Source organism: Roseibium sp. (genome assembly GCF_965233565.1).
Lineage (GTDB): Bacteria > Pseudomonadota > Alphaproteobacteria > Rhizobiales > Stappiaceae > Roseibium.
Map to the genome: position 1 here is coordinate 6,231,427 of NZ_OZ247494.1, position 19,086 is coordinate 6,250,512.

At 58.7% G+C, this 19,086-nt stretch carries 18 protein-coding genes; 13 read left to right on the forward strand and 5 right to left on the reverse strand.

Annotated elements, in window-relative coordinates:
• The first annotated feature begins 39 nt into the window (after window positions 1-39).
• Window positions 40-1,344 carry a TolC family outer membrane protein gene (locus ACO6TG_RS28335; RefSeq protein WP_208988897.1) on the forward strand — a complete coding sequence of 435 codons (1,305 nt, stop codon included), beginning with the start codon at window positions 40-42 and terminating at the stop codon, window positions 1,342-1,344.
• A gap of 278 nt (window positions 1,345-1,622) precedes the next feature.
• Window positions 1,623-2,372 (forward strand): PopZ family protein, encoded by a 750-nt coding sequence (locus tag ACO6TG_RS28340; protein WP_422376267.1) that lies wholly within the window; start codon window positions 1,623-1,625, stop codon window positions 2,370-2,372.
• A gap of 20 nt (window positions 2,373-2,392) precedes the next feature.
• On the opposite strand, the gene ACO6TG_RS28345 is transcribed toward ACO6TG_RS28340, so the two are convergent.
• Window positions 2,393-2,821 carry a DUF1284 domain-containing protein gene (locus ACO6TG_RS28345; RefSeq protein WP_422376268.1) on the reverse strand — a complete coding sequence of 143 codons (429 nt, stop codon included), beginning with the start codon at window positions 2,819-2,821 and terminating at the stop codon, window positions 2,393-2,395.
• A gap of 182 nt (window positions 2,822-3,003) precedes the next feature.
• On the opposite strand from ACO6TG_RS28345, the gene ACO6TG_RS28350 reads away from it, so the two are divergent.
• Window positions 3,004-5,934: a valine--tRNA ligase gene (locus ACO6TG_RS28350; RefSeq protein WP_422376269.1), complete on the forward strand. Its 2,931-nt coding sequence runs from the start codon at window positions 3,004-3,006 to the stop codon at window positions 5,932-5,934.
• Between the two features lie 113 nt (window positions 5,935-6,047).
• Complete coding sequence (locus tag ACO6TG_RS28355) at window positions 6,048-6,593, forward strand: DUF2155 domain-containing protein (RefSeq protein WP_422376270.1); 546 nt, start codon at window positions 6,048-6,050, stop codon at window positions 6,591-6,593.
• A gap of 12 nt (window positions 6,594-6,605) precedes the next feature.
• Here ACO6TG_RS28355 and ACO6TG_RS28360 read toward each other — a convergent pair whose 3' ends face one another.
• Together ACO6TG_RS28360 and ACO6TG_RS28365 are read right to left on the reverse strand one after the other, a co-directional pair.
• Entirely contained in the window at window positions 6,606-7,091 is a 486-nt protein-coding gene (locus ACO6TG_RS28360) for a GNAT family N-acetyltransferase (protein WP_422376271.1), read from the reverse strand.
• Between the two features lie 58 nt (window positions 7,092-7,149).
• The gene (locus tag ACO6TG_RS28365; RefSeq protein ID WP_094070633.1) at window positions 7,150-7,818 is read right to left on the reverse strand and encodes an alpha/beta hydrolase; all 669 of its coding nucleotides are present in this window, start codon (window positions 7,816-7,818) and stop codon (window positions 7,150-7,152) included.
• A gap of 308 nt (window positions 7,819-8,126) precedes the next feature.
• Between ACO6TG_RS28365 and ACO6TG_RS28370 the strand changes: the two genes are divergently transcribed.
• From ACO6TG_RS28370 to tenA, 9 genes are all read left to right on the forward strand, one after another.
• Window positions 8,127-9,296 (forward strand): cysteine desulfurase family protein, encoded by a 1,170-nt coding sequence (locus ACO6TG_RS28370; RefSeq protein ID WP_422376272.1) that lies wholly within the window; start codon window positions 8,127-8,129, stop codon window positions 9,294-9,296.
• 108 nt (window positions 9,297-9,404) lie between these two features.
• Window positions 9,405-10,877, forward strand: a complete 1,473-nt coding sequence (gene sufB, locus ACO6TG_RS28375; RefSeq protein ID WP_422376273.1) for a Fe-S cluster assembly protein SufB — start codon at window positions 9,405-9,407, stop codon at window positions 10,875-10,877.
• Between the two features lie 4 nt (window positions 10,878-10,881).
• Window positions 10,882-11,241, forward strand: a complete 360-nt coding sequence (locus tag ACO6TG_RS28380) for an ADP-ribosylation/crystallin J1 (RefSeq protein ID WP_422376274.1) — start codon at window positions 10,882-10,884, stop codon at window positions 11,239-11,241.
• Between the two features lie 56 nt (window positions 11,242-11,297).
• A complete protein-coding gene (sufC, locus tag ACO6TG_RS28385; protein ID WP_422376275.1) occupies window positions 11,298-12,053 on the forward strand; it encodes a Fe-S cluster assembly ATPase SufC in 756 nt (251 codons plus the stop codon).
• Between the two features lie 13 nt (window positions 12,054-12,066).
• Window positions 12,067-13,386 carry a SufB/SufD family protein gene (locus ACO6TG_RS28390; RefSeq protein ID WP_422376276.1) on the forward strand — a complete coding sequence of 440 codons (1,320 nt, stop codon included), beginning with the start codon at window positions 12,067-12,069 and terminating at the stop codon, window positions 13,384-13,386.
• A 30-nt stretch (window positions 13,387-13,416) separates the two neighbouring features.
• The gene (locus tag ACO6TG_RS28395) at window positions 13,417-14,673 is read left to right on the forward strand and encodes a cysteine desulfurase (protein WP_422376277.1); all 1,257 of its coding nucleotides are present in this window, start codon (window positions 13,417-13,419) and stop codon (window positions 14,671-14,673) included.
• Between the two features lie 11 nt (window positions 14,674-14,684).
• The gene (locus tag ACO6TG_RS28400; RefSeq protein WP_094070640.1) at window positions 14,685-15,080 is read left to right on the forward strand and encodes an SUF system Fe-S cluster assembly protein; all 396 of its coding nucleotides are present in this window, start codon (window positions 14,685-14,687) and stop codon (window positions 15,078-15,080) included.
• Between the two features lie 71 nt (window positions 15,081-15,151).
• Window positions 15,152-15,529, forward strand: a complete 378-nt coding sequence (gene sufA, locus ACO6TG_RS28405) for a Fe-S cluster assembly scaffold SufA (RefSeq protein WP_422376278.1) — start codon at window positions 15,152-15,154, stop codon at window positions 15,527-15,529.
• A gap of 37 nt (window positions 15,530-15,566) precedes the next feature.
• Window positions 15,567-16,229: a thiaminase II gene (tenA, locus tag ACO6TG_RS28410; protein ID WP_422376279.1), complete on the forward strand. Its 663-nt coding sequence runs from the start codon at window positions 15,567-15,569 to the stop codon at window positions 16,227-16,229.
• A 52-nt stretch (window positions 16,230-16,281) separates the two neighbouring features.
• Here the strand turns inward: tenA and ACO6TG_RS28415 are convergent, their stop codons facing one another.
• Window positions 16,282-17,343, reverse strand: a complete 1,062-nt coding sequence (locus ACO6TG_RS28415) for a GGDEF domain-containing protein (RefSeq protein ID WP_422376280.1) — start codon at window positions 17,341-17,343, stop codon at window positions 16,282-16,284.
• A gap of 123 nt (window positions 17,344-17,466) precedes the next feature.
• Complete coding sequence (locus ACO6TG_RS28420) at window positions 17,467-18,915, reverse strand: DEAD/DEAH box helicase (protein ID WP_422378965.1); 1,449 nt, start codon at window positions 18,913-18,915, stop codon at window positions 17,467-17,469.
• Window positions 18,916-19,086 lie beyond the last annotated feature (171 nt).

The window sequence follows — 19,086 nt, forward strand, 5'->3', positions numbered from 1 at the left end:
TTGGGGGGCGTGTCTGCGGGGACGCTGGCCGGAGCCTTCCTGTCGCCTGCGCATGCCGAAACCATCCGGGAGTCGCTGGCGCTCGCCTATGCCAACAATCCCACCTTGAACGCGGCCCGCGCGCAATTGCGCGGTGTTGACGAGAATGTGCCGCAGGCATTGTCCGGTTGGCGCCCGACCGTTTCCGCTGCCGCCTCTGCGGGGCGGCTGAGAAGCAGCGCGGATTCGTTCGTCGATTACCGCAACAATGCATCGATCTCCCTGACAGTCAGCCAGACGCTGTTCCGCGGCTTTCGCACCATCAATTCGACCCGCCAGGCCGAATCGGTGGTCCGGGCGCAGCGCGAAAGCCTGATGTCGACCGAGCAGGACACGCTGCTGGATGCCTCGACTGCTTATGTCGATGTGATCCGCGACACCGCTCTGGTCTCCCTGCAGCGCAGTGACCTGGCCTTCCTTCAGGAACAGGTCCGGGCCGCACGCGACCGTTTCGATGTGGGTGAGGGCACCCGCACCGATGTGAGCCAGGCCGAGGCCCGTGCCGCCGAAGCCCGCGCCAGCCTCAACACCGCGCTTGCCAATCTGAACACCAGCCGTGCGATCTATCGCCAGGTGATCGGCATCGAGGCACGCAGCCTGTCCGCCGATACCACAATCAGCCGTTATGTGCCCAAGTCGCTCGACGAGGCGCTTCACAAGAGCGAGGCTCACCAGCCCCTGATCCGCCAGGCGCAGCATCTTGTCGATGCGGCCATTTTCAACGTGAAGGCGATTGAGGGCGAACTGCTTCCGACGGTGACATTGGATGGCAGCATCTCGCGGTCCTGGAACCCGTCTGCCACGACCGATATCAGCGACAATGCCCAGATCTTCGGTAATGTCAGCATTCCGATCTACCAAGGCGGCGGCGTCTCTTCACGGGTGCGGCAAGCCAAAGAAGAGCTTGGTCAGACACGCCTGCAGCTCGACGTCACCCGCGATCAGGTTCGCGCCAACGTGATTTCGGCCTGGGGCAACTATCAGGCGGCTGAAGCCTCCATTGTTGCCGCGCAGGCCGCCGTGGAAGCACAGCAGCTGGCCCTTGAAGGCGTGATCGAAGAACAACGTGTCGGTCAACGGACAACGTTGGATGTGCTTGACGCCCAGCGGGAGCTTGTGACCCAGCAATCCAATCTGGTGACCGCACAGCGCAATCGGATCGTCGGCGGGTACCAGCTGGTTGCCGCCGTAGGCCGGCTCGATGCCGATTCCCTCGGACTGAACGTTGCCCGCTACAATCCCAAACAGCACTACAAGGCTGTTCGCGACAAGTGGATCGGGCTGCGTACGCCGGACGGGCGCTAAGAAATCATTAACCACCTCGCTTCAGGATGACGGTCGCGGTCAAATGACCCGGCCGTCATTTGTTTTGGACGGCTACGACCGGCAAACCGCCGCTGCATGCGCGCACTACTGGCAAAATTACTCTTTTGATGCGGTGAAACCCGACTTAAGAGGGGAAAAGACGTTGGTAAAGAGTGCGCTTGCTTTGCGCCGTTCCTGCGCACCCGCATAATTTCGGTTAACGAATCATTCAGAGTGAACCGCGTGTTCCTTTGCATAGCCGAAGTACGGGGGAAGTCATGGCACAGGCGAAAAAGGCTGAAGAGCCGTCGATGGAGGAAATCCTCGCATCGATCCGCCGAATCATATCCGATGAGGACTCCCAGGGCGACGATGCCGCGGATGCCAGCGCGGAAGAACCAGTAGACACACCAGTAGAAGAAGAGGCGGCGGACGACATGGGCGATGCCTCCGAAATGTCCCAGGACGATCTCGACAAGCTGTTCGATATGGCCGGCGATGACGAGGACGTGGCAACGGATGAAGACGATGGTGCGGATGACATGGCAGCAGCCATGGCTGCCGATGCCGAGGAAGACGAGACCGACGACGTTCTGGAGTTGACCGAGGAACTTGCGGTCGAGGACGACGGCATGGAAATGGTCGAGGGCATGACTGATGACCTCGACGGGGATGGTGGCGATCTGTCCTTTGCCGAACCGCCGGCTCCGGAACCCGAGCCGATGCCGGAACCTGAATTTGTGCCTGAGCCGGAACCGGCTCCGGCCATGGCGTCCATGCCGATCCCGGATGATCTGCCGGAAATGACACCTGAAATGCCATTGACCTCTGCGGAGACCGGCCAGGCTGTCCATGCAGCTCTCGATAACTTCACCGACATGTTCATCGGCACTCAGGCACAAACCGTTGAAGAGCTGGTGAAGGACATGTTGCGGCCGATGCTGAAAGCCTGGCTGGATAAAAATCTTCCGCCGATGGTGGAAGAGATGGTCAAACGGGAAGTGCAACGGGTCATTCGCCGCCGTTGAAACGTTTGACTTGCGGGAAATCAGACAGGGGGTGCCAGATGGCATCCCCTGAATTTGTTTCCGGCGATGCGCGAACAGAGTTCCTGCCATTCGCAGCCGCCACAGGCTGAACGTATGTCGCCTGCGGAAAAGGCGTCTCGAAGGCGTTCTACAGTCCGACAGGTCAGGTTTATCCTGTCTCCGGCTCTCAACTCCAGACCGAGAATGCGGCCAATCTCAGTCGAAGCCTGATCGTCGCGCATGCGCACACTTTCGTTATGGCAATGGCACTGTGTTTCGCTCAACATCGGCTGACAGATGTCGTCCGGCCCCTGAACCAGGACCACGTCTTCCCCGGCATTCAGCCTGTCGACAAGTCTGCTGTAATTGGACACGAAGTCCGGCGTATAGCCCTTGCCGAGATAGGTCAGCATGCAGAGAAGGTGATGCGGGCGGATCGAAACAGTCATTCAGGGCTTATGGCAGCAAATGTTGAAGAACCCAAGAGGGGCGAACGATGATGTGGTTTCCCTGTGACAGCGAGCTCAAGGCGCGCAACTTCGCCATTTTTGCCGGTTGACTTGCGCTAGCCTATCCGATTTACACGGTGCTTCACGCAAATCGACATACTTCCTCCCATTGAGTGACCCAAATGCTGGAAAAGACCTACGATGCGGCCAGCGTTGAGCCGCGGATTTACGAAACCTGGGAAAAGGCGGAGGCCTTCAAGGCCGGAGCAGGCGCCAAGGACGGCGCGCCTGCCTTTTCAATCGTAATTCCGCCTCCGAACGTAAACGGCTCCCTGCATATGGGGCACGCGCTCAACAACACGCTGCAGGACATCCTGATCCGCTGGAAACGGATGCAAGGGTTTGACACGCTGTGGCAGCCGGGCACAGACCATGCCGGCATCGCTCTTCAAATTGCTGTTGAGCGGCAGATGGCGGAACGCCAGGAGCCGAGCCGCCGAGAGATCGGCCGCGAGGCCTTCGTCAAACGCGCCTGGACCTACAAGGAAGAGGTCGGCAGTGCGATCATCAATCAGCTTAAGCGGCTCGGGGCTTCCTGCGACTGGTCGCGCGAGCGCTTTACGATGGACGAAGGACTTTCTGAAGCTGTTCTGAAGGTTTTTGTCGAGCTCTATGACCAGGGGTTGATCTACAAGTCGAAGCGGCTCGTCAACTGGGACCCGAAGATGGAAACCGCCATTTCGGACCTGGAAGTCGAGAACATCGAATCCGATGGCCACATGTGGCACTTTCGCTACCCGCTGGCCGGTGGCGAAACTTATGAATATGTCGAGAAGGACGAGGACGGCAACGTCACGCTTCGCGAAACGCGCGACTACATCTCGATCGCCACGACCCGCCCGGAAACCATGCTGGGCGATGGTGCCGTCGCTGTGCATCCGGATGACGAACGCTACAAGCCTATCGTTGGCAAGCTCTGCGAAATTCCGGTCGGGCCGAAAGAGCAGCGCCGGCTGATCCCGATCATCACCGATGAGTATCCGGATCCGGAGTTCGGTTCGGGTGCGGTGAAGATCACCGGTGCGCACGACTTTAACGACTATGGCGTTGCACAGCGCAACAAGATCCCGATGTACCGCCTGATGGACACCAAGGGTGCGATGCGCTCGGACGGCGCGCCTTACGTGGAAGAAGCCGCCAAGGCGCAGGCGATCATTGACGGAGCCGAGATGACCCTCAACGAGGTCGATCTCATCAATATCGTTCCCGACGACCTGCGCGGTCTCGACAGGTTCGAGGCGCGTCAGCGCGTCATCGAGCAGATCACCGCGGAAGGACTGGCCGTCATGGTTCCCAGCGACCACCCGGAGGTCAGCTGGATGAAAGGCCAGGCAACCGGCTGGAATGCGCAGGGACGGGCGGTTCTGAAACCGCTCGGCGCAGACGACGAGGCGCCGGCCGAACTGCCGCTGGTCGAATCCAAGAAAATCATGCAGCCCTTCAGCGACCGGTCCAAGGTCGTCATTGAACCGATGCTGACCGACCAGTGGTTTGTCGACGCCAAGACGCTGGCGGCTCCGGCCCTGAAAGCGGTTCAGGAGGGGGACACCAAATTTGTTCCGGAAAACTGGGACAAGACCTACTACAACTGGCTGAACGATATTCAACCCTGGTGTATTTCGCGTCAGCTGTGGTGGGGGCACCAGATTCCGGTCTGGTATGACGAGGACGGTAACGAATATTGTGCGCATGACGAGGAAGAAGCGATCGCAAAGGCTGGCGGCAAGGCGCTGACCCGCGATCCCGACGTCCTCGACACGTGGTTCTCGTCCGCGCTCTGGCCGTTTTCGACACTCGGCTGGCCCAACAAGACACCGGAGCTTGAGCGCTACTACAAGACCGATGTGCTGATCACCGGATTTGACATCATCTTCTTCTGGGTGGCCCGGATGATGATGCAAGGCCTGCATTTCATGGACGAAGTGCCGTTCCACACGGTCTACATCAATTCGATCGTTGTCGACAAAAACGGGAAGAAAATGTCGAAATCGATCGGCAACGTTCTCGACCCGCTGGACCTGATCGACGGCTATGGTGCCGACGCGACCCGGTTTGCCCTGGCAAGCCAGGAGGTTCAGTCGCGCCGTACCTTGCGTATGTCGGACCAGGCGGCAGAAGGTGGACAACGCTTTGCCACGAAGCTCTGGAACGCTGCCCGTTTCGCCGAGATGAACGGCTGCGCCCGCGTCGCGGGTTTCGATCCGGCAAGCGCCAAGCTGACGCTCAACCGCTGGATCGCAACGGAAATGGGCCGCTGCATCACGGACGTGACGGCAGCGCTCGATGAACTGCGTTTCAACGACGCGTCCGGCGCGATCTATCGCTTCACCTGGAACACGTTTTGCGACTGGTTCCTGGAGCTGGCCAAGCCGATTTTCAACGGTGACGACGAAGCCGCCAAGGCGGAAACCCGTGCCACAGCAGCCTGGGCCATCGACGAGATCCTGAAGGTTCTGCATCCCTTTATGCCGTTCCTGACCGAGGAACTCTGGGCGCGCCTTGGCGAGGAAGGAACCAAGGCGGACGGCCTGTTGATCCTGGCCTCCTGGCCAACGCAAGGGGTCGTGGATGAAGACGCAGCCGCTGAAATCAACTGGCTTGTCGACCTGATCTCGGAGATCCGCTCTGTCCGGGCTGAAATGAACGTACCGGCAGGCGCCAAGGTCGCGATTGCAGTCACCGGCGCCAGCGAGGAGACCAGGGCGCGTCTGAGAACTCACGAGTCGGCGATCCTGCGGCTGGCCCGCGCGGAAAATGTCGAGGTCGTGGAGGCCGCGCCGGCCGGGTCCGCACAGATCATTGTCGGTGAAGCCACGATTTGCCTGCCGCTTGCCGGCATCATCGATCTCAGCGCCGAAACGGCGCGTCTTGCCAAGGAAGCTGCAAAGCTGGAAGGCGAGATCTCCAAGATCGAGAAGAAGCTGTCCAACCCGAAATTCCTGGATAAAGCGCCGGAAGAGATCGTGGACGGCGAACGGGAGAAGGTCGCTCTCGGCAAGGAAAAGCTGGAAAAAGTTCAGATTGCGCAAAAGCGCCTGGCTGAGATCGGCTAATTTGAGGATCGCTGCCCCGGAAAGCTGTGTTGTCTTTCCGGGGCCGCAATTCGGTGCTAGCGCCGCCCGGATGAACACGTATGCTTGGCACCTGGGGAATCATTTTGACGTTGATGGCTGACTTGTTTGAAACAATGAAAGCGGCGAAACGCGCCGGCGCGCTTATTGGCATTGCCGCATTTTCGGCAATGGCGCCGTCGGTTGCCCTGGCGGAGAAAATCGAAAACCCCGTTGCCGTGTTCTCCGGTCTCGACAAGATCACCGGACGGATCATTTCCTTTGACGTCTATATCGGCGAAACCGTGCAGTTCGGCGCGCTTCAGGTGACACCGCGGGTCTGTCATACGCGGCCGCAAACGGAATCACCTTTGACAACAGGGTTTGTTCAGGTCGACGAGATCACGCTCAACAATGAAGTCCGCCGGATCTTTTCCGGCTGGATGTATGCCGCCAGTCCGGGCCTCCATGCGGTCGAGCATCCCGTCTATGACATCTGGCTGACCAACTGCAAGCTGGCCTCCAAGGTGCCGCCGCCGGAAGATTATGATGGTCCACCGATCAAGGGTGTCGTCGCAGAAGGCGAAGATCCGCTGGCCGGACCGGACGATGGTGTTGACAGCGGTCCGGGCGTCCCGCGTCCGAAGCCGTTCCAGGGCTAAGGTCGATCCTGGCTAATTGCCGGATTTGCGTGTCGGAACGCCTGGGGCCCGGATTTCAAAGCCCGTCTTGGTGGTCTGAAACCCCAGGCTTTCATAAAAGCGATGGGCGTCCCGATTGGTGGAACCGGACATCAACATGACCTTGAAGCACCCCAGCTCAAAAGCCTTTTTGATCGCCGTCTGCATCAGGCGATGTCCGATGCCGAGACCGCGATGTTTTGTGCGCGTCACCACATTTTCAATGAGTGCATAGGAAGCGCATCCGCGCGTGAGGTTCGGAATGACAACCAGCGTGCAGGTCGCAACAGGCGTGCTGTCTCGTTCCGCAAGCAGGATTGTCAGGCCCGGATGTTGCAACATGTCCGCAAAGGTCTGGCGTTGCAGCGCGTCGGTTGCCGGCAGGTCCTCCGAATTCAGCTCATGGTAAAGCGTGCAAAGGGCGTCGAAATCGCCCTTTGACGCCGAGCGGACATGAACGTTGTCTGGTGGTCTCTGCACAGCCCAGGCCTTTGAAACAAAAAAGCCCGACGGGGGCGGGCTTTCGTGATCCGATGGATCAGTCGATATCGACGTAATCGGCTGGTGTCAGTCCAAGCCGTCCGTCAACATAAGTTCCGCAGCGGTCGATCAGGTCGTCCATGTCATTTTCAAAGAAATGATTGGCGCCGGGGATGGTCTCGTGATCGATCACGATGCCTTTCTGGGTTTTCAGTTTGTCGACCAGGGTCTGCACGTCTTTCTGCGGCACGACCTTGTCATTGTCGCCGTGGACAATCAGACCGGAAGACGGGCAGGGAGCCAGGAACGAGAAATCATGCAAGTTGGCGGGCGGGGCGACAGAGATGAAGCCTTCCACTTCCGGACGGCGCATCAAGAGCTGCATACCGATCCAGGCACCGAAGGAAAACCCGGCGATCCAGCAGGCACGTGCATCCGTGTGAACGGTCTGCACCCAGTCAAGCGCCGCGGCTGCATCGGACAGTTCACCCTGGCCGTGATCGAAGGTGCCCTGAGACCGCCCGACACCGCGGAAGTTGAAGCGCAATACGGCGAAGCCGCGCCGGGCGAACATGTAATACATCTGATAAACGATCTGGTTGTTCATCGTGCCGCCGAACTGCGGATGCAGATGCAAAACCAGGGCAATGGGCGCATTGCGCTTCTTGGCGGGATGGAACCGGCCCTCGAGCCGGCCGGCGGGACCGTTGAAGATCACCTCAGGCATGAAGAACTAAGTCCTTGTCATAGTGTCGCGCAGGGAATCCCGGCGAAGGAAATTAGGGGTCTGGATACGTGATTTCCCGTAAGTCTAAACTTGACTCTTAAGCTCCAAGTTTCTAGAACCCTGTTTAGAATTATTCGAAAGTTCGCACCGCCCTCCAGAGGAAGCCCTGAGACAGCAATGCTCGGTTCGACCGATTGGGGGGAGTTATCGTCATCACAGCGGAAAATATCAAGGTTTTTCGCAGATGTGTTTGTTCGATAAGCGGAATTTCGATTTTTGCAGGTGTTGATCAACGTTCAAGAGGTGGCATGCCGCGCGCGTCTGACCCGATCTATCTCGACCACAATGCCGGTGCTCCGCTGCGCCCGGCCGTGCGCGAGTGCATGATCGAAGTGCTGATGGATGCGGGAAATGCCTCTTCCGTGCATGGTCACGGCCGCAAGGCACGTGGCCGGATCGAGCGCGCACGCGAACAGGTCGCCCGGCTCTGCGGCGCCAAGACCCGCGCTGTAACATTCGTGTCGGGTGGTACCGAGGCCAACATGACGGCGCTGTCGCCGTCCTGGCAAGACCAGGGTGCGCCGATCTATCTCGACAAGCTGTTCCGGAGCGCGGTTGAACACCCGTCTGTCGTAACGGGCGGGCGCTTTGCGGTGGCTGACCAGGTAGTGGTGCCGGTTGATGCAGCAGGCCTTGTGCGTCTCGATTCCCTGGAAGACCTCGTCAAGGCTGCGGAGCCGAGCCTGATCTCGGTGATGGCCGCCAACAACGAGACGGGCGCAATTCAGCCCTTGGCCCGGATCGGAGAGATCGCTGCGGCCCATGGCCATTTCTTTCACGTCGATGCGGTTCAGGCCGCCGGACGCATGCCGATCGATCCGGACGCCTGGAAGGCGGATGTCGTGACCCTATCCGCCCACAAGTTCGGTGGTCCGCAAGGCATCGGCGCTGTTGTGGTGCGGTCCACTGCCCGGGTGCCATCGCCACTGATGGTCGGCGGCGGGCAGGAGAACTGGCGCCGCGGTGGCACTGAAAACGTCGCGGCGATTTCAGGGTTTGGTGTCGCAGCGACGGAAGCTCTTGCGGAACTGGAGAATATGGGCCAGCTGGCAGAGCTGAAAGCCAGGCTCGAGACGGGCCTGCGGTCCGTTTGTCCGGCCACGGTGATCTTCGGTGAAGACGCTGACCGGCTCGCCAACACAAGCTGTTTTGCTGTTCCCGGTATTCCGGCGGAAACAGCACTGATCGCTTTTGACCTGGAGTGCGTATCCGTTTCATCGGGGTCGGCGTGTTCGTCCGGCAAGGTGTCGGTGTCCCATGTCCTGACCGCCATGGGTGTCGAGGAGACGCTTGCCAAATGTGCGTTGCGGGTCAGCATGGGCTGGAACACGTCGGCGGAAGACATCGATCGGTTTCTCGGCCTTTGGCCGAAGATCGTGGATCGACTTAACCCGGAAGCGCGCCACCAGGCGGCCTGACCGGAAACGAAACTCTGCGGCATGGCCGCAAGACGTCGCAATGGGGAGATTGCTCCCCGCAGATTGACTGGAAGAGCGGGCCGGGCGCCCGCTGAATGGAGGCAAAAGATGCCAGCTGTACAGGAAACCATCGATCAGGTGAAAGCCATCGATGTTGACCAGTATAAATACGGTTTTGTCACTGACATCGAGTCTGAGAAGGGCGCAAAGGGCCTTTCGGAAGACACGATCCGGTTTTTGTCGGCCAAGAAGAACGAGCCGGAATGGATGACCGACTGGCGTCTCGACGCTCTGCGTCGTTTCCAGCAGATGGAAGAGCCGAGCTGGGCGCGTGTTTCCTATCCGAAGATCGACTTCGACGACCTCTACTACTGGGCTGCCCCCAAATCCGTTGAAGGTCCGAAGAGCCTGGACGAAGTCGATCCGGAGCTGCTGGCGACTTACGAGAAGCTTGGCATCCCGCTGGCCGAACAGGAAATTCTCGCTGGTGTCGAGCCGAAGAACCGCGTTGCCGTCGACGCGGTGTTCGACAGCGTGTCTGTTGTCACAACCTTCAAGGAAGAACTGAAGAAGGCCGGTGTCATCTTCTGTTCGATCTCCGAGGCTGTCCGCGAATATCCGGACCTTGTGAAGAAATACCTGGGCTCGGTCGTTCCGGTCACCGACAACTATTATGCAACGCTCAACTCGGCCGTCTTCTCCGACGGGTCCTTTGTCTACATTCCGGAAGGCGTTCGCTGCCCGATGGAGCTGTCGACCTATTTCCGGATCAATGAGCAGAACACCGGTCAGTTCGAGCGTACCCTGATCATTGCCGACAAGGGCTCTTACGTTTCGTATCTGGAAGGCTGCACCGCGCCGCAACGCGATGAAAACCAGCTGCATGCAGCGGTTGTTGAACTGGTTGCGCTGGACGATGCGGAGATCAAGTACTCCACCGTCCAGAACTGGTTCCCGGGCGACAAGGACGGCAAGGGCGGGATCTACAACTTCGTCACCAAGCGCGGTGACTGCCGCGGCAAGAACTCCAAGATCTCATGGACACAGGTGGAGACTGGCTCTGCGATTACCTGGAAATACCCGTCCTGCGTCCTGCGCGGCGACAATTCTCGCGGGGAGTTCTATTCGATCGCGGTGTCCAACGGTTACCAGCAGATCGACAGCGGCACCAAGATGATCCATCTGGGCAAGAACACGTCCAGCCGCGTGATCTCCAAGGGCATTTCCGCCGGCAAGTCGGAAAACACCTATCGCGGTCTGATCACGGCCCACCGCAAGGCGACGAATGCACGCAATTTCACCCAGTGCGATTCGCTGCTGATCGGTCAGGAATGCGGTGCCCACACGGTGCCCTACATTGAGAGCAAGAATGCGTCGGCCCAGTTCGAGCACGAGGCGACCACCTCGAAGATCTCTGACGACCAGATGTTCTACTGCCTGCAGCGCGGCCTGTCGGAAGAAGAAGCCGTGGCACTGATCGTCAACGGCTTCGTCAAGGACGTCATCCAGCAGCTGCCGATGGAATTCGCCGTTGAGGCACAAAAGCTGATCTCGATCAGCCTCGAAGGCTCGGTAGGGTAACCCGGTGGCAGAAACCGTGACGCTCTTCAGGCCGGTCGGACCGGAAGAATTGAAGCTGATCGAAGACAGCGGCTGGAAAGCCTTCCCGCCGCGTTTGCCCGAGCAGCCGATCTTCTATCCCGTGACGAACGAGGCCTATGCCGCCCAGATTGCCAGGGACTGGAATACCAAACACGGCTCCAGGCAGGGGTACGTGACCAGGTTCGATGTGGAGGCGGATTATGTCTCCAGGTTCGACCGCAAGATTGTCGGCGGGCGCCAGCATGAAGAGCTCTGGGTGCCGGCCGGGGAACTCGAAGAATTCAACACCAGGATCGTTGGCCCGATCACCGTGACCCAGCGGTTCGTGCCGGCGGAAAGCTGACCTCTGAACCAGTTAGCGCAGCATTGGCTGCAGCGATGAAACAGACGAGTAGAAAAATGCTTGAGATCAAGAACCTGCATGCCCGCATCGCGGACGATGAAACGGAAATCCTGCGCGGCGTCAACCTGACGGTCAATGCCGGCGAAGTCCATGCCATCATGGGGCCGAACGGTTCCGGCAAGTCGACGCTGTCCTATGTGCTGGCCGGCAAGGACGACTATGAGATCACTGAAGGCGAGGTGCTCTTCAACGGTGATAACATGCTGGACATGGAACCGGACGAGCGCGCCGCTGCCGGCATGTTCCTGGCGTTCCAGTATCCGATCGAGATCCCGGGTGTCGCCACCATGGAATTCCTGAAGACGGCTATGAACGCGCAGCGCAAGGCGCGCGGCGAGGATACGCTCTCCATTCCGGACTTCATGAAACGCGTCAAGGCGGCTGCCAGCCATCTGAACGTCTCCATGGACATGCTCAAGCGTCCGCTCAATGTCGGTTTTTCCGGCGGTGAGAAGAAACGTGCGGAAATTCTGCAGATGTCGCTGCTCGAGCCGAAACTCTGCGTGCTCGACGAAACCGACTCCGGCCTCGACATCGACGCACTGCGGATCGTGTCTGAAGGCGTCAACAAGCTGCGCGGGCCGGACCGGGCGATGGTGGTGATCACCCACTATCAGCGTCTGCTCGATCACATCGTGCCGGACGTCGTACATGTCTTGTCCAAGGGCCGGATCGTCAAGACCGGTGACAAGGATCTGGCGCTGGAGCTGGAAAAGAACGGTTACGCCGACTACATCGAAACGGCCGCCTAAGGAGCAACGCGACATGAACGCAAGCGTAGCGATCAAACATACGCAGGCTGAGAGCGATCTCCTGGAACGCTTTGACAGCGCCAAGGACGACCTGGCCGGCTCTGTTGCCGTGTCCGCCCTGCGCGAAGCCGCGCTCGGCCAGATCCGCGACCGCGGCCTGCCGCATCGGCGCGTTGAGGAATACAAGTATTCCGATCTGCGTGCCTTCCTGAAATCGGCTGCACCGCTTGCTGCCGAGGCTGATGCCGCAAGTGCCAAGTCCCTCCTGGACGGACATGACAGTTACGGCGAGCTTGACCGGTTCCGGATCGTAGTCGCCAATGGCCGCTTCCTGACGGACCTTTCAGACACGGAAGCGCTGGCAGCAGAAGGCGTGAGCCTGGTTGCCCTGACCGATGCTCTCGTGCAAGAGGGCGGCGCCCAGTTGCTGGCTTCACCGAAGACCGGCCCGAATGACGGCGTTGTTGCCTTGAACACAGCCTTCGTTCAGGGCGGTGTCGTCATCAAGGTTGCAGCGGGTGCGGAAATCTCGAAGCCCGTTGAGCTGGTGCAGGTGGCAACATCTGCCGGTGCACAGGTGACCCGCAACAGCGTCACGCTTGGTGAAGGTGCCAGGATGCGGCTGCTGGAGACATTCGTCGGGGACACCGGGAACGGTGAACTCAATACCGTACTGGAGTGTAACCTGGCGGACAGGTCCGCACTCGCGTCCACTCGTCTGATCGTGGGCGGTGTTGACACGGCACGCCTGTTCACGACGATTGCCACGCTCGGTGCGGAAACCGAATTCAAGTCGCTCGGCTTCATTGCCGGTCCGCGCTTCACCCGCAATCAGCAGTTCATCAATTTCACCGGTGAGAATTCGGAAGCCAAGATCTACGGTGTCACCATGGCCGGCGGGGACGCCCTCGCTGACCAGACACTGATCGTCGATCATGCTGTGCCGCATTGTAACAGCCGTGAATTCTTCAAGACCGTGCTCGACGGTCGTGCGAAAGGCGTTTATCAGGGCCGCATCAATGTCGCCCCGCACGCACAGAAGACGGATGGCGAGATGATGACCCAGGCTCTGCTTCTGTCCGAAGACGCGGAGATGGCCAACAAGCCGGAACTGGAAATCTTTGCGGATGACGTGCTGTGCGCACATGGGGCGACCAGCGGTCAGATCGACGAAGATCTGCTGTTCTACCTGCGCGCCCGCGGCATTCCGGAAGATGAAGCCAAGACCCTTCTGGTTCTGGCCTTCCTGTCCGAAGCGATTGAGGAATATGGCGAGGACGATGTAACCGAAGGCCTGGAAGCGCGTGTGCGCGACTGGCTTGCCGGCCACTAGGTCCTGCACATTTATGAGGAGCAGCGCCGCATGACGGTCGCCACCGCAGAACAAACCACCGGCACGGCCGGTTATGATGTCGAGGCAATACGCGGGGATTTTCCGATCCTGTCGCGTGAGGTCTATGGCAAACCGCTGGTTTATCTGGACAACGGCGCGTCCGCCCAGAAGCCAAAGGCGGTGATCGATGCGGTGACCAAGGCCTATTCGGAAGAATATGCCAACGTCCATCGCGGCCTGCACTATCTCTCCAACACGGCAACGGACAATTACGAAGCCGCACGCGAAAAGGTGCGCCGCTTCCTCAACGCCAAGTCGGTCGATGACGTGGTCTTCACCAAATCGACCACGGAAGCCATCAACCTGGTGTCCTACGGCCTTGGACCTGACTTTTTCGCCGACGGTGGCGAGATCGTGCTGTCCATCATGGAGCACCATTCCAACATCGTGCCCTGGCACTTTCATCGCGAGCGCCACGGCGCGCAGTTGAAATGGGTTTACGTACGCGAGGACGGATCATTTGATCTGGACGCGTTCGAGGCATCCCTCAGCGACAAGACCAGACTGGTCGCCATTACACATATGTCGAATGTACTCGGCACGGTGGTGCCGGTGAAGGAGATTTGCCGGATCGCTCATGAACGCGGCATCCAGGTACTGATCGATGGCAGCCAGGCGGCCGTTCACCTGCCGGTGGATGTCCAGGACATTGACTGCGACTATTATGTCTTCACCGGACACAAGGTCTATGGCCCGTCCGGCATCGGCGTTCTTTGGGGCAAACCGGAGCGTCTGAAAGCGCTGCGCCCGTTCAACGGCGGCGGTGAGATGATCCTTGATGTGACCGAGGATGTTGTCACCTACAACGATCCTCCGCATCGTTTTGAAGCCGGTACGCCGCCGATTGTCCAGGCCATTGGCCTGGGCGCTGCGCTCGATTACATGGATGCGATCGGCCGGGAGAATATTGCCCGCCACGAGGCTGAATTGAAGGATTATGCGCATCAGAAGCTGCGCGAGATCAATTCGCTTCGGATCTTCGGCGATGCACCGGACAAGGGCGCGATTGTGTCCTTCGAGCTGGAAGGCGCCCACGCCCACGATGTTGCCACGATCATCGACAGGGCAGGGGTTGCAGTCCGCGCCGGCACCCATTGTGCGCAGCCGCTCTTGGCAAGATACGGTGTAACCTCTACATGTCGGGCAAGTTTCGGGCTTTACAACACGCGTGCCGAGGTGGACGCTTTGTATGAAGCCTTGTTGAAAGCACAGAGCTTTTTCGGGTAAGGACGGACCCTATGGAAAACGCTACCACAATTGACACCGCCGCCGACGGCGAAGAGCTTCAGGCAGAGGTTTCGGCGAAAAGTGCCATTCCGGCAGATGAGCTGGATCGGCTGACGACCGACATTGTCGGTGCACTGAAGACGGTTTATGACCCGGAAATCCCTTGCGACATCTATGAACTCGGCCTGATCTACAAGGTCGATATCGACGACGATCGCTCGATCAACATCGACATGACCCTGACGGCGCCCGGATGCCCGGTTGCCGGCGAGATGCCGGGCTGGGTCGAAAACGCGGTCGCATCTGTGGCCGGCGTCGGTCCGGTCAATGTCGACATGGTTTTCGATCCCCCCTGGACGCCGGACCGAATGTCGGACGAAGCCAAGGTTGCGCTCAACTGGTATTGAGCAAAAGGGCTTTTTTCCGATAAGCTGACCACCTATATCAGGTTTGGTACCCGGAACTGATTGAGGACTGCATGGCTTCCGCCGCAAAATTTCAGGTCGTAACCCTGACAGACGCAGCTGCAGAGCGCGTGAAGGACCTTGTCGATAACTCCGACAAGAACGCAATAGGGTTGCGAGTCGGTATCAAGAAGGGCGGCTGCGCCGGCATGGAATACACCATGGACCTGGTCGAAGAGGCCAAGGCAGGCGATGACGTGATCGAGGACAAGGGGGCCAAACTCTTTGTCGATCCGTCCGCAGTGCTGTTCCTGCTCGGTACGGAGATGGACTTTGAAGTCACCAAGTTCCGGTCCGGATTCGTGTTCAAGAACCCCAATGAAGTCTCTGCTTGCGGCTGCGGCGAATCTGTTTCGCTTCAGGCAGCCGACCTGAAGACGCTTGCGCGCTGACAGGTGCGTTGGTCCCCTGCTGAAATCGAGTGCTTTCATGACCTTGTTTGCCCGGCTGAAGGCCGACGCAGCCCCTCAGTGGGCTGATTACACCTGCCATGACTTCGTCGAGCAATTGGGAAACGCCAGCCTGCCGCTGGAGAGTTTCAAGCACTATCTGGTGCAGGACTACCTGTTCCTGATCCAGTTTGCGCGCGCTTATGCGCTCGGCGTCTACAAAAGCCAGAGCGTCGCCGACATGCGTCAGTCGCTTGAAGGTGTGAAGGCTATTCTGGATGTTGAGCTCGATTTGCACCTGGAGCTTTGTGGCACCTGGGGGATGGACCGGTCGGCCATCGAGACCGCTCCGGAAGACACGCCGACAATGGCCTATACCCGCTTTGTCCTTGATGCAGGCATGGCCGGTGATCTCCTCGACCTGCAAGCTGCCTTGGCGCCTTGCGTGATCGGTTATGCGGAGATTGGCGCGCGTCTTGCCGGTGAGGGCAAGGATGGTGATACAAACCCGTATCAGCGGTGGATCCGGGAATATGCCGGTGACGCCTACCAGGGGCTTGCGAAAGATTTTATTGCCTGGATGGATGCAACGGCAGACCAGGTATTGACCGAACAGCGATATCCACGAGTTCTGTCCCTGTTTGAAAAAGCCTGCCGGCTGGAAAGCGATTTCTGGCAGATGGGCCTGAACGCAAAAGGCTGAGCCGGCGGCCGCCCGGGCTCAGATCAAACTGCTGAATTGCTCTCAGACTGCCTTAGGCCACGTCTTCCTGGCCCTGCGAATCGGCCAGGTCCTGCTCCGTTCTGACGAGGTTCCTGCCGTCATTCTTGGCCAGATAAAGGGCTTCGTCCGCACGAGAAACGATCGAGTGTGCGGTATCCATCTTCTTGAAGGTCGCGACGCCGACTGAAATCGTCACCCGGCCGAGATTTTCTCCAGTCGAACGCTTGACGAGTTCCTTGGACATCACGGCGTTGCGAATGTTCTCACCGATTGCGGCAGCTTCTTCCAAGGCGATGTGAGGCAGGATGATCGCAAACTCCTCACCGCCATAACGACAGGCAATGTCCTGCGCCTTGATGTTTTGCTTGACTGCAAGGGCTACAAGACGAAGCACCTGGTCGCCGGTCTGGTGGCCGTAGGTATCGTTGAAATTCTTGAAATGATCGATATCCGTCATCAGCAGGGAGAAGCCGCGACCACTTTCAATCGAGTGGTCGATGACCCGTTCGATGGAATTCTCGAAATGCTTGCGGTTGTTGAGCGTCGTCAGTTCATCCGTGAGGCTTTCATAGCGGATGGCCTCCAGAGATGATTGGAGGTTCTCGATGTGCTTCTTGGATTCGAGCAACTGGCTCTCAAGCTTCCGGTTTGATGCGACAGCGTTCTGGGTCGACTTGACCAGATGGGTCACATACATCTGCAGTTTTTTGGGATCTTCGACCGATTTGATTTTTTCACCGGCCTGTTCGAGCGCAGTGCCGTAATCGGAAGTGACGTCTGCGCTCAGTTTGAGTGTGTCCACCAGTTCTTCGACTTCCTTGGACACCTTTGTCCCGACTTCATCGAGCCGGTCGCCGAGGCGGGTCGGCGACAGGAAGCGCCCGTAGAGCGTCAGCATTTCGTCTGTGCTGATTCTGCCCTGGGTCTTGATCGTCTCGTTGACTGCCCGGTTTAGACCCTGATTGTAACCGGCCGCATAGGTGTACCAAAGCTCATAGGAGCGCGGGTAGGCGGGCAGTGTGTTTTTCTTGATGTAAGTGATCGCGGATTCTCCATACTGGATCGTCCGCTTATGGTCATCTTCATCCGACATCAGGGTTCTCTCAACATTGTCCTGCGAGTCCGCCCCACACGGCCGCAAGATCTAGTACTAAAACTCTGATGGAAGGCTTAAGGAGCCGTTAAATCGGCGTCGAAAGCTTGAGCGAACTCGAAGTTATGAAGCCTTTTTGGGCCTAGGTTCGCGCAGAAGGAATGCCGGGATGTGTACGCCCGCACTGAAGGCCGGCTCCATCTTGTCGCTGCGAGGCTTTTTCCCGCCCGATCTTTGCGGAAGTTTCGAAACTGAACTCGTCGGTGTCACGGCTTCAGACTGCTCCTCTTTGACTTTCCTGGATTCGTCGCGAGATTTGCTCTGCGACCGGCGGCGTCCGCCATTGTCGGCCTGTTCTGCTTCGTTGTCGTTGCTTGAGCGGGTGGACTTTGACGACTTGCCGGCCTTTCTGCGCGCCTTGCGTTCCTGCGCAGCTGCCTCGAAGTCGATCGCCTCACCGGTCCAATCGATCTTCTTGTTGATCAGGGCTTCGATCGCATCGAGATACTTCTGGTCTTCACCCGTGACGAGCGTATAGGCTGTGCCGGTGCGGCCAGCGCGGCCGGTCCGACCGATTCGGTGAACGTAGTCCTCGGCATTGCTCGGCACGTCGTAATTGAAGACATGACTGACTTCAGGAATATCGAGACCACGTGCGGCAACGTCACTTGCCACCAGAAGCTTGATGTTCCCCTTGCGGAAATTGTCCAGCATCATCATGCGGGTGCGCTGATCCATGTCACCATGCAAAGCGCCGACATTGTATTCATGGCGCTCGAGCGACCGGAACAGTGTTGAAACATCACGCTTGCGGTTGCAAAAGACGATGGCGTTGTTGAGCTCTTCGGCTTCCTCCAGAAGTTCACGAAGGGCAGCGCGCTTTTCATAATCCTTGGACGGCGACGATTTCAGGTACTGGGACACGTTGTCGGCAGTCGAAGACGTCGGTGCAACTTCGATCCGCGCCGGGTTCTGCAGGAAGGTTTCCGTCAGTCTCTGGATTTCCGGCGGCATGGTCGCGGAGAAGAACAATGTTTGCCGGGTGAACGGGATCAGCTTGCAGATCCGCTCGATGTCCGGGATGAAGCCCATGTCCAGCATGCGGTCGGCTTCGTCAATGACCAGAATTTCAACGCCTTGCAGAAGCAGCTTGCCGCGTTCGAAATGGTCGAGCAACCGGCCGGGTGTTGCAATCAGAACATCCGTGCCTCTGTCGAGCTTCTTGTCCTGATCGGCAAAGGAGACACCGCCGATCAGCAGAGCGACATTGAGCTTGTGATTGGTGCCGTATTTCTCGAAATTCTCTTCAACCTGGGCGGCCAGCTCACGGGTTGGCTCCAGAATGAGCGTTCGCGGCATGCGTGCCCGGGCGCGGCCCTTTTCCAGGAGCGTCAGCATCGGCAAAGTAAAGCTGGCGGTTTTACCGGTACCCGTCTGAGCGATGCCGAGTATGTCGCGGCGCTCCAGCACCTGCGGGATTGCGCCCGCCTGGATTGCTGTGGGTTCTTTATAACCTGCTGCTTCAACTGCAGCGAGGACCTTCTCGCTAAGACCGAGAGTATCAAATGCCATGGAGCGCGTTGCCCGGATGTTGAGATTGTTCTTTTCCGGCACCGGGGGAACCGCCGGTGCCAATGTGCGCTCACACTACATTCATGCGCTCAAGTGTCAATGCGCAGGAGTGGTAAAATGGCAAGAAATTCGAGTATTTCCGCGGATGATCTGACATCGCAGTTAATAGTG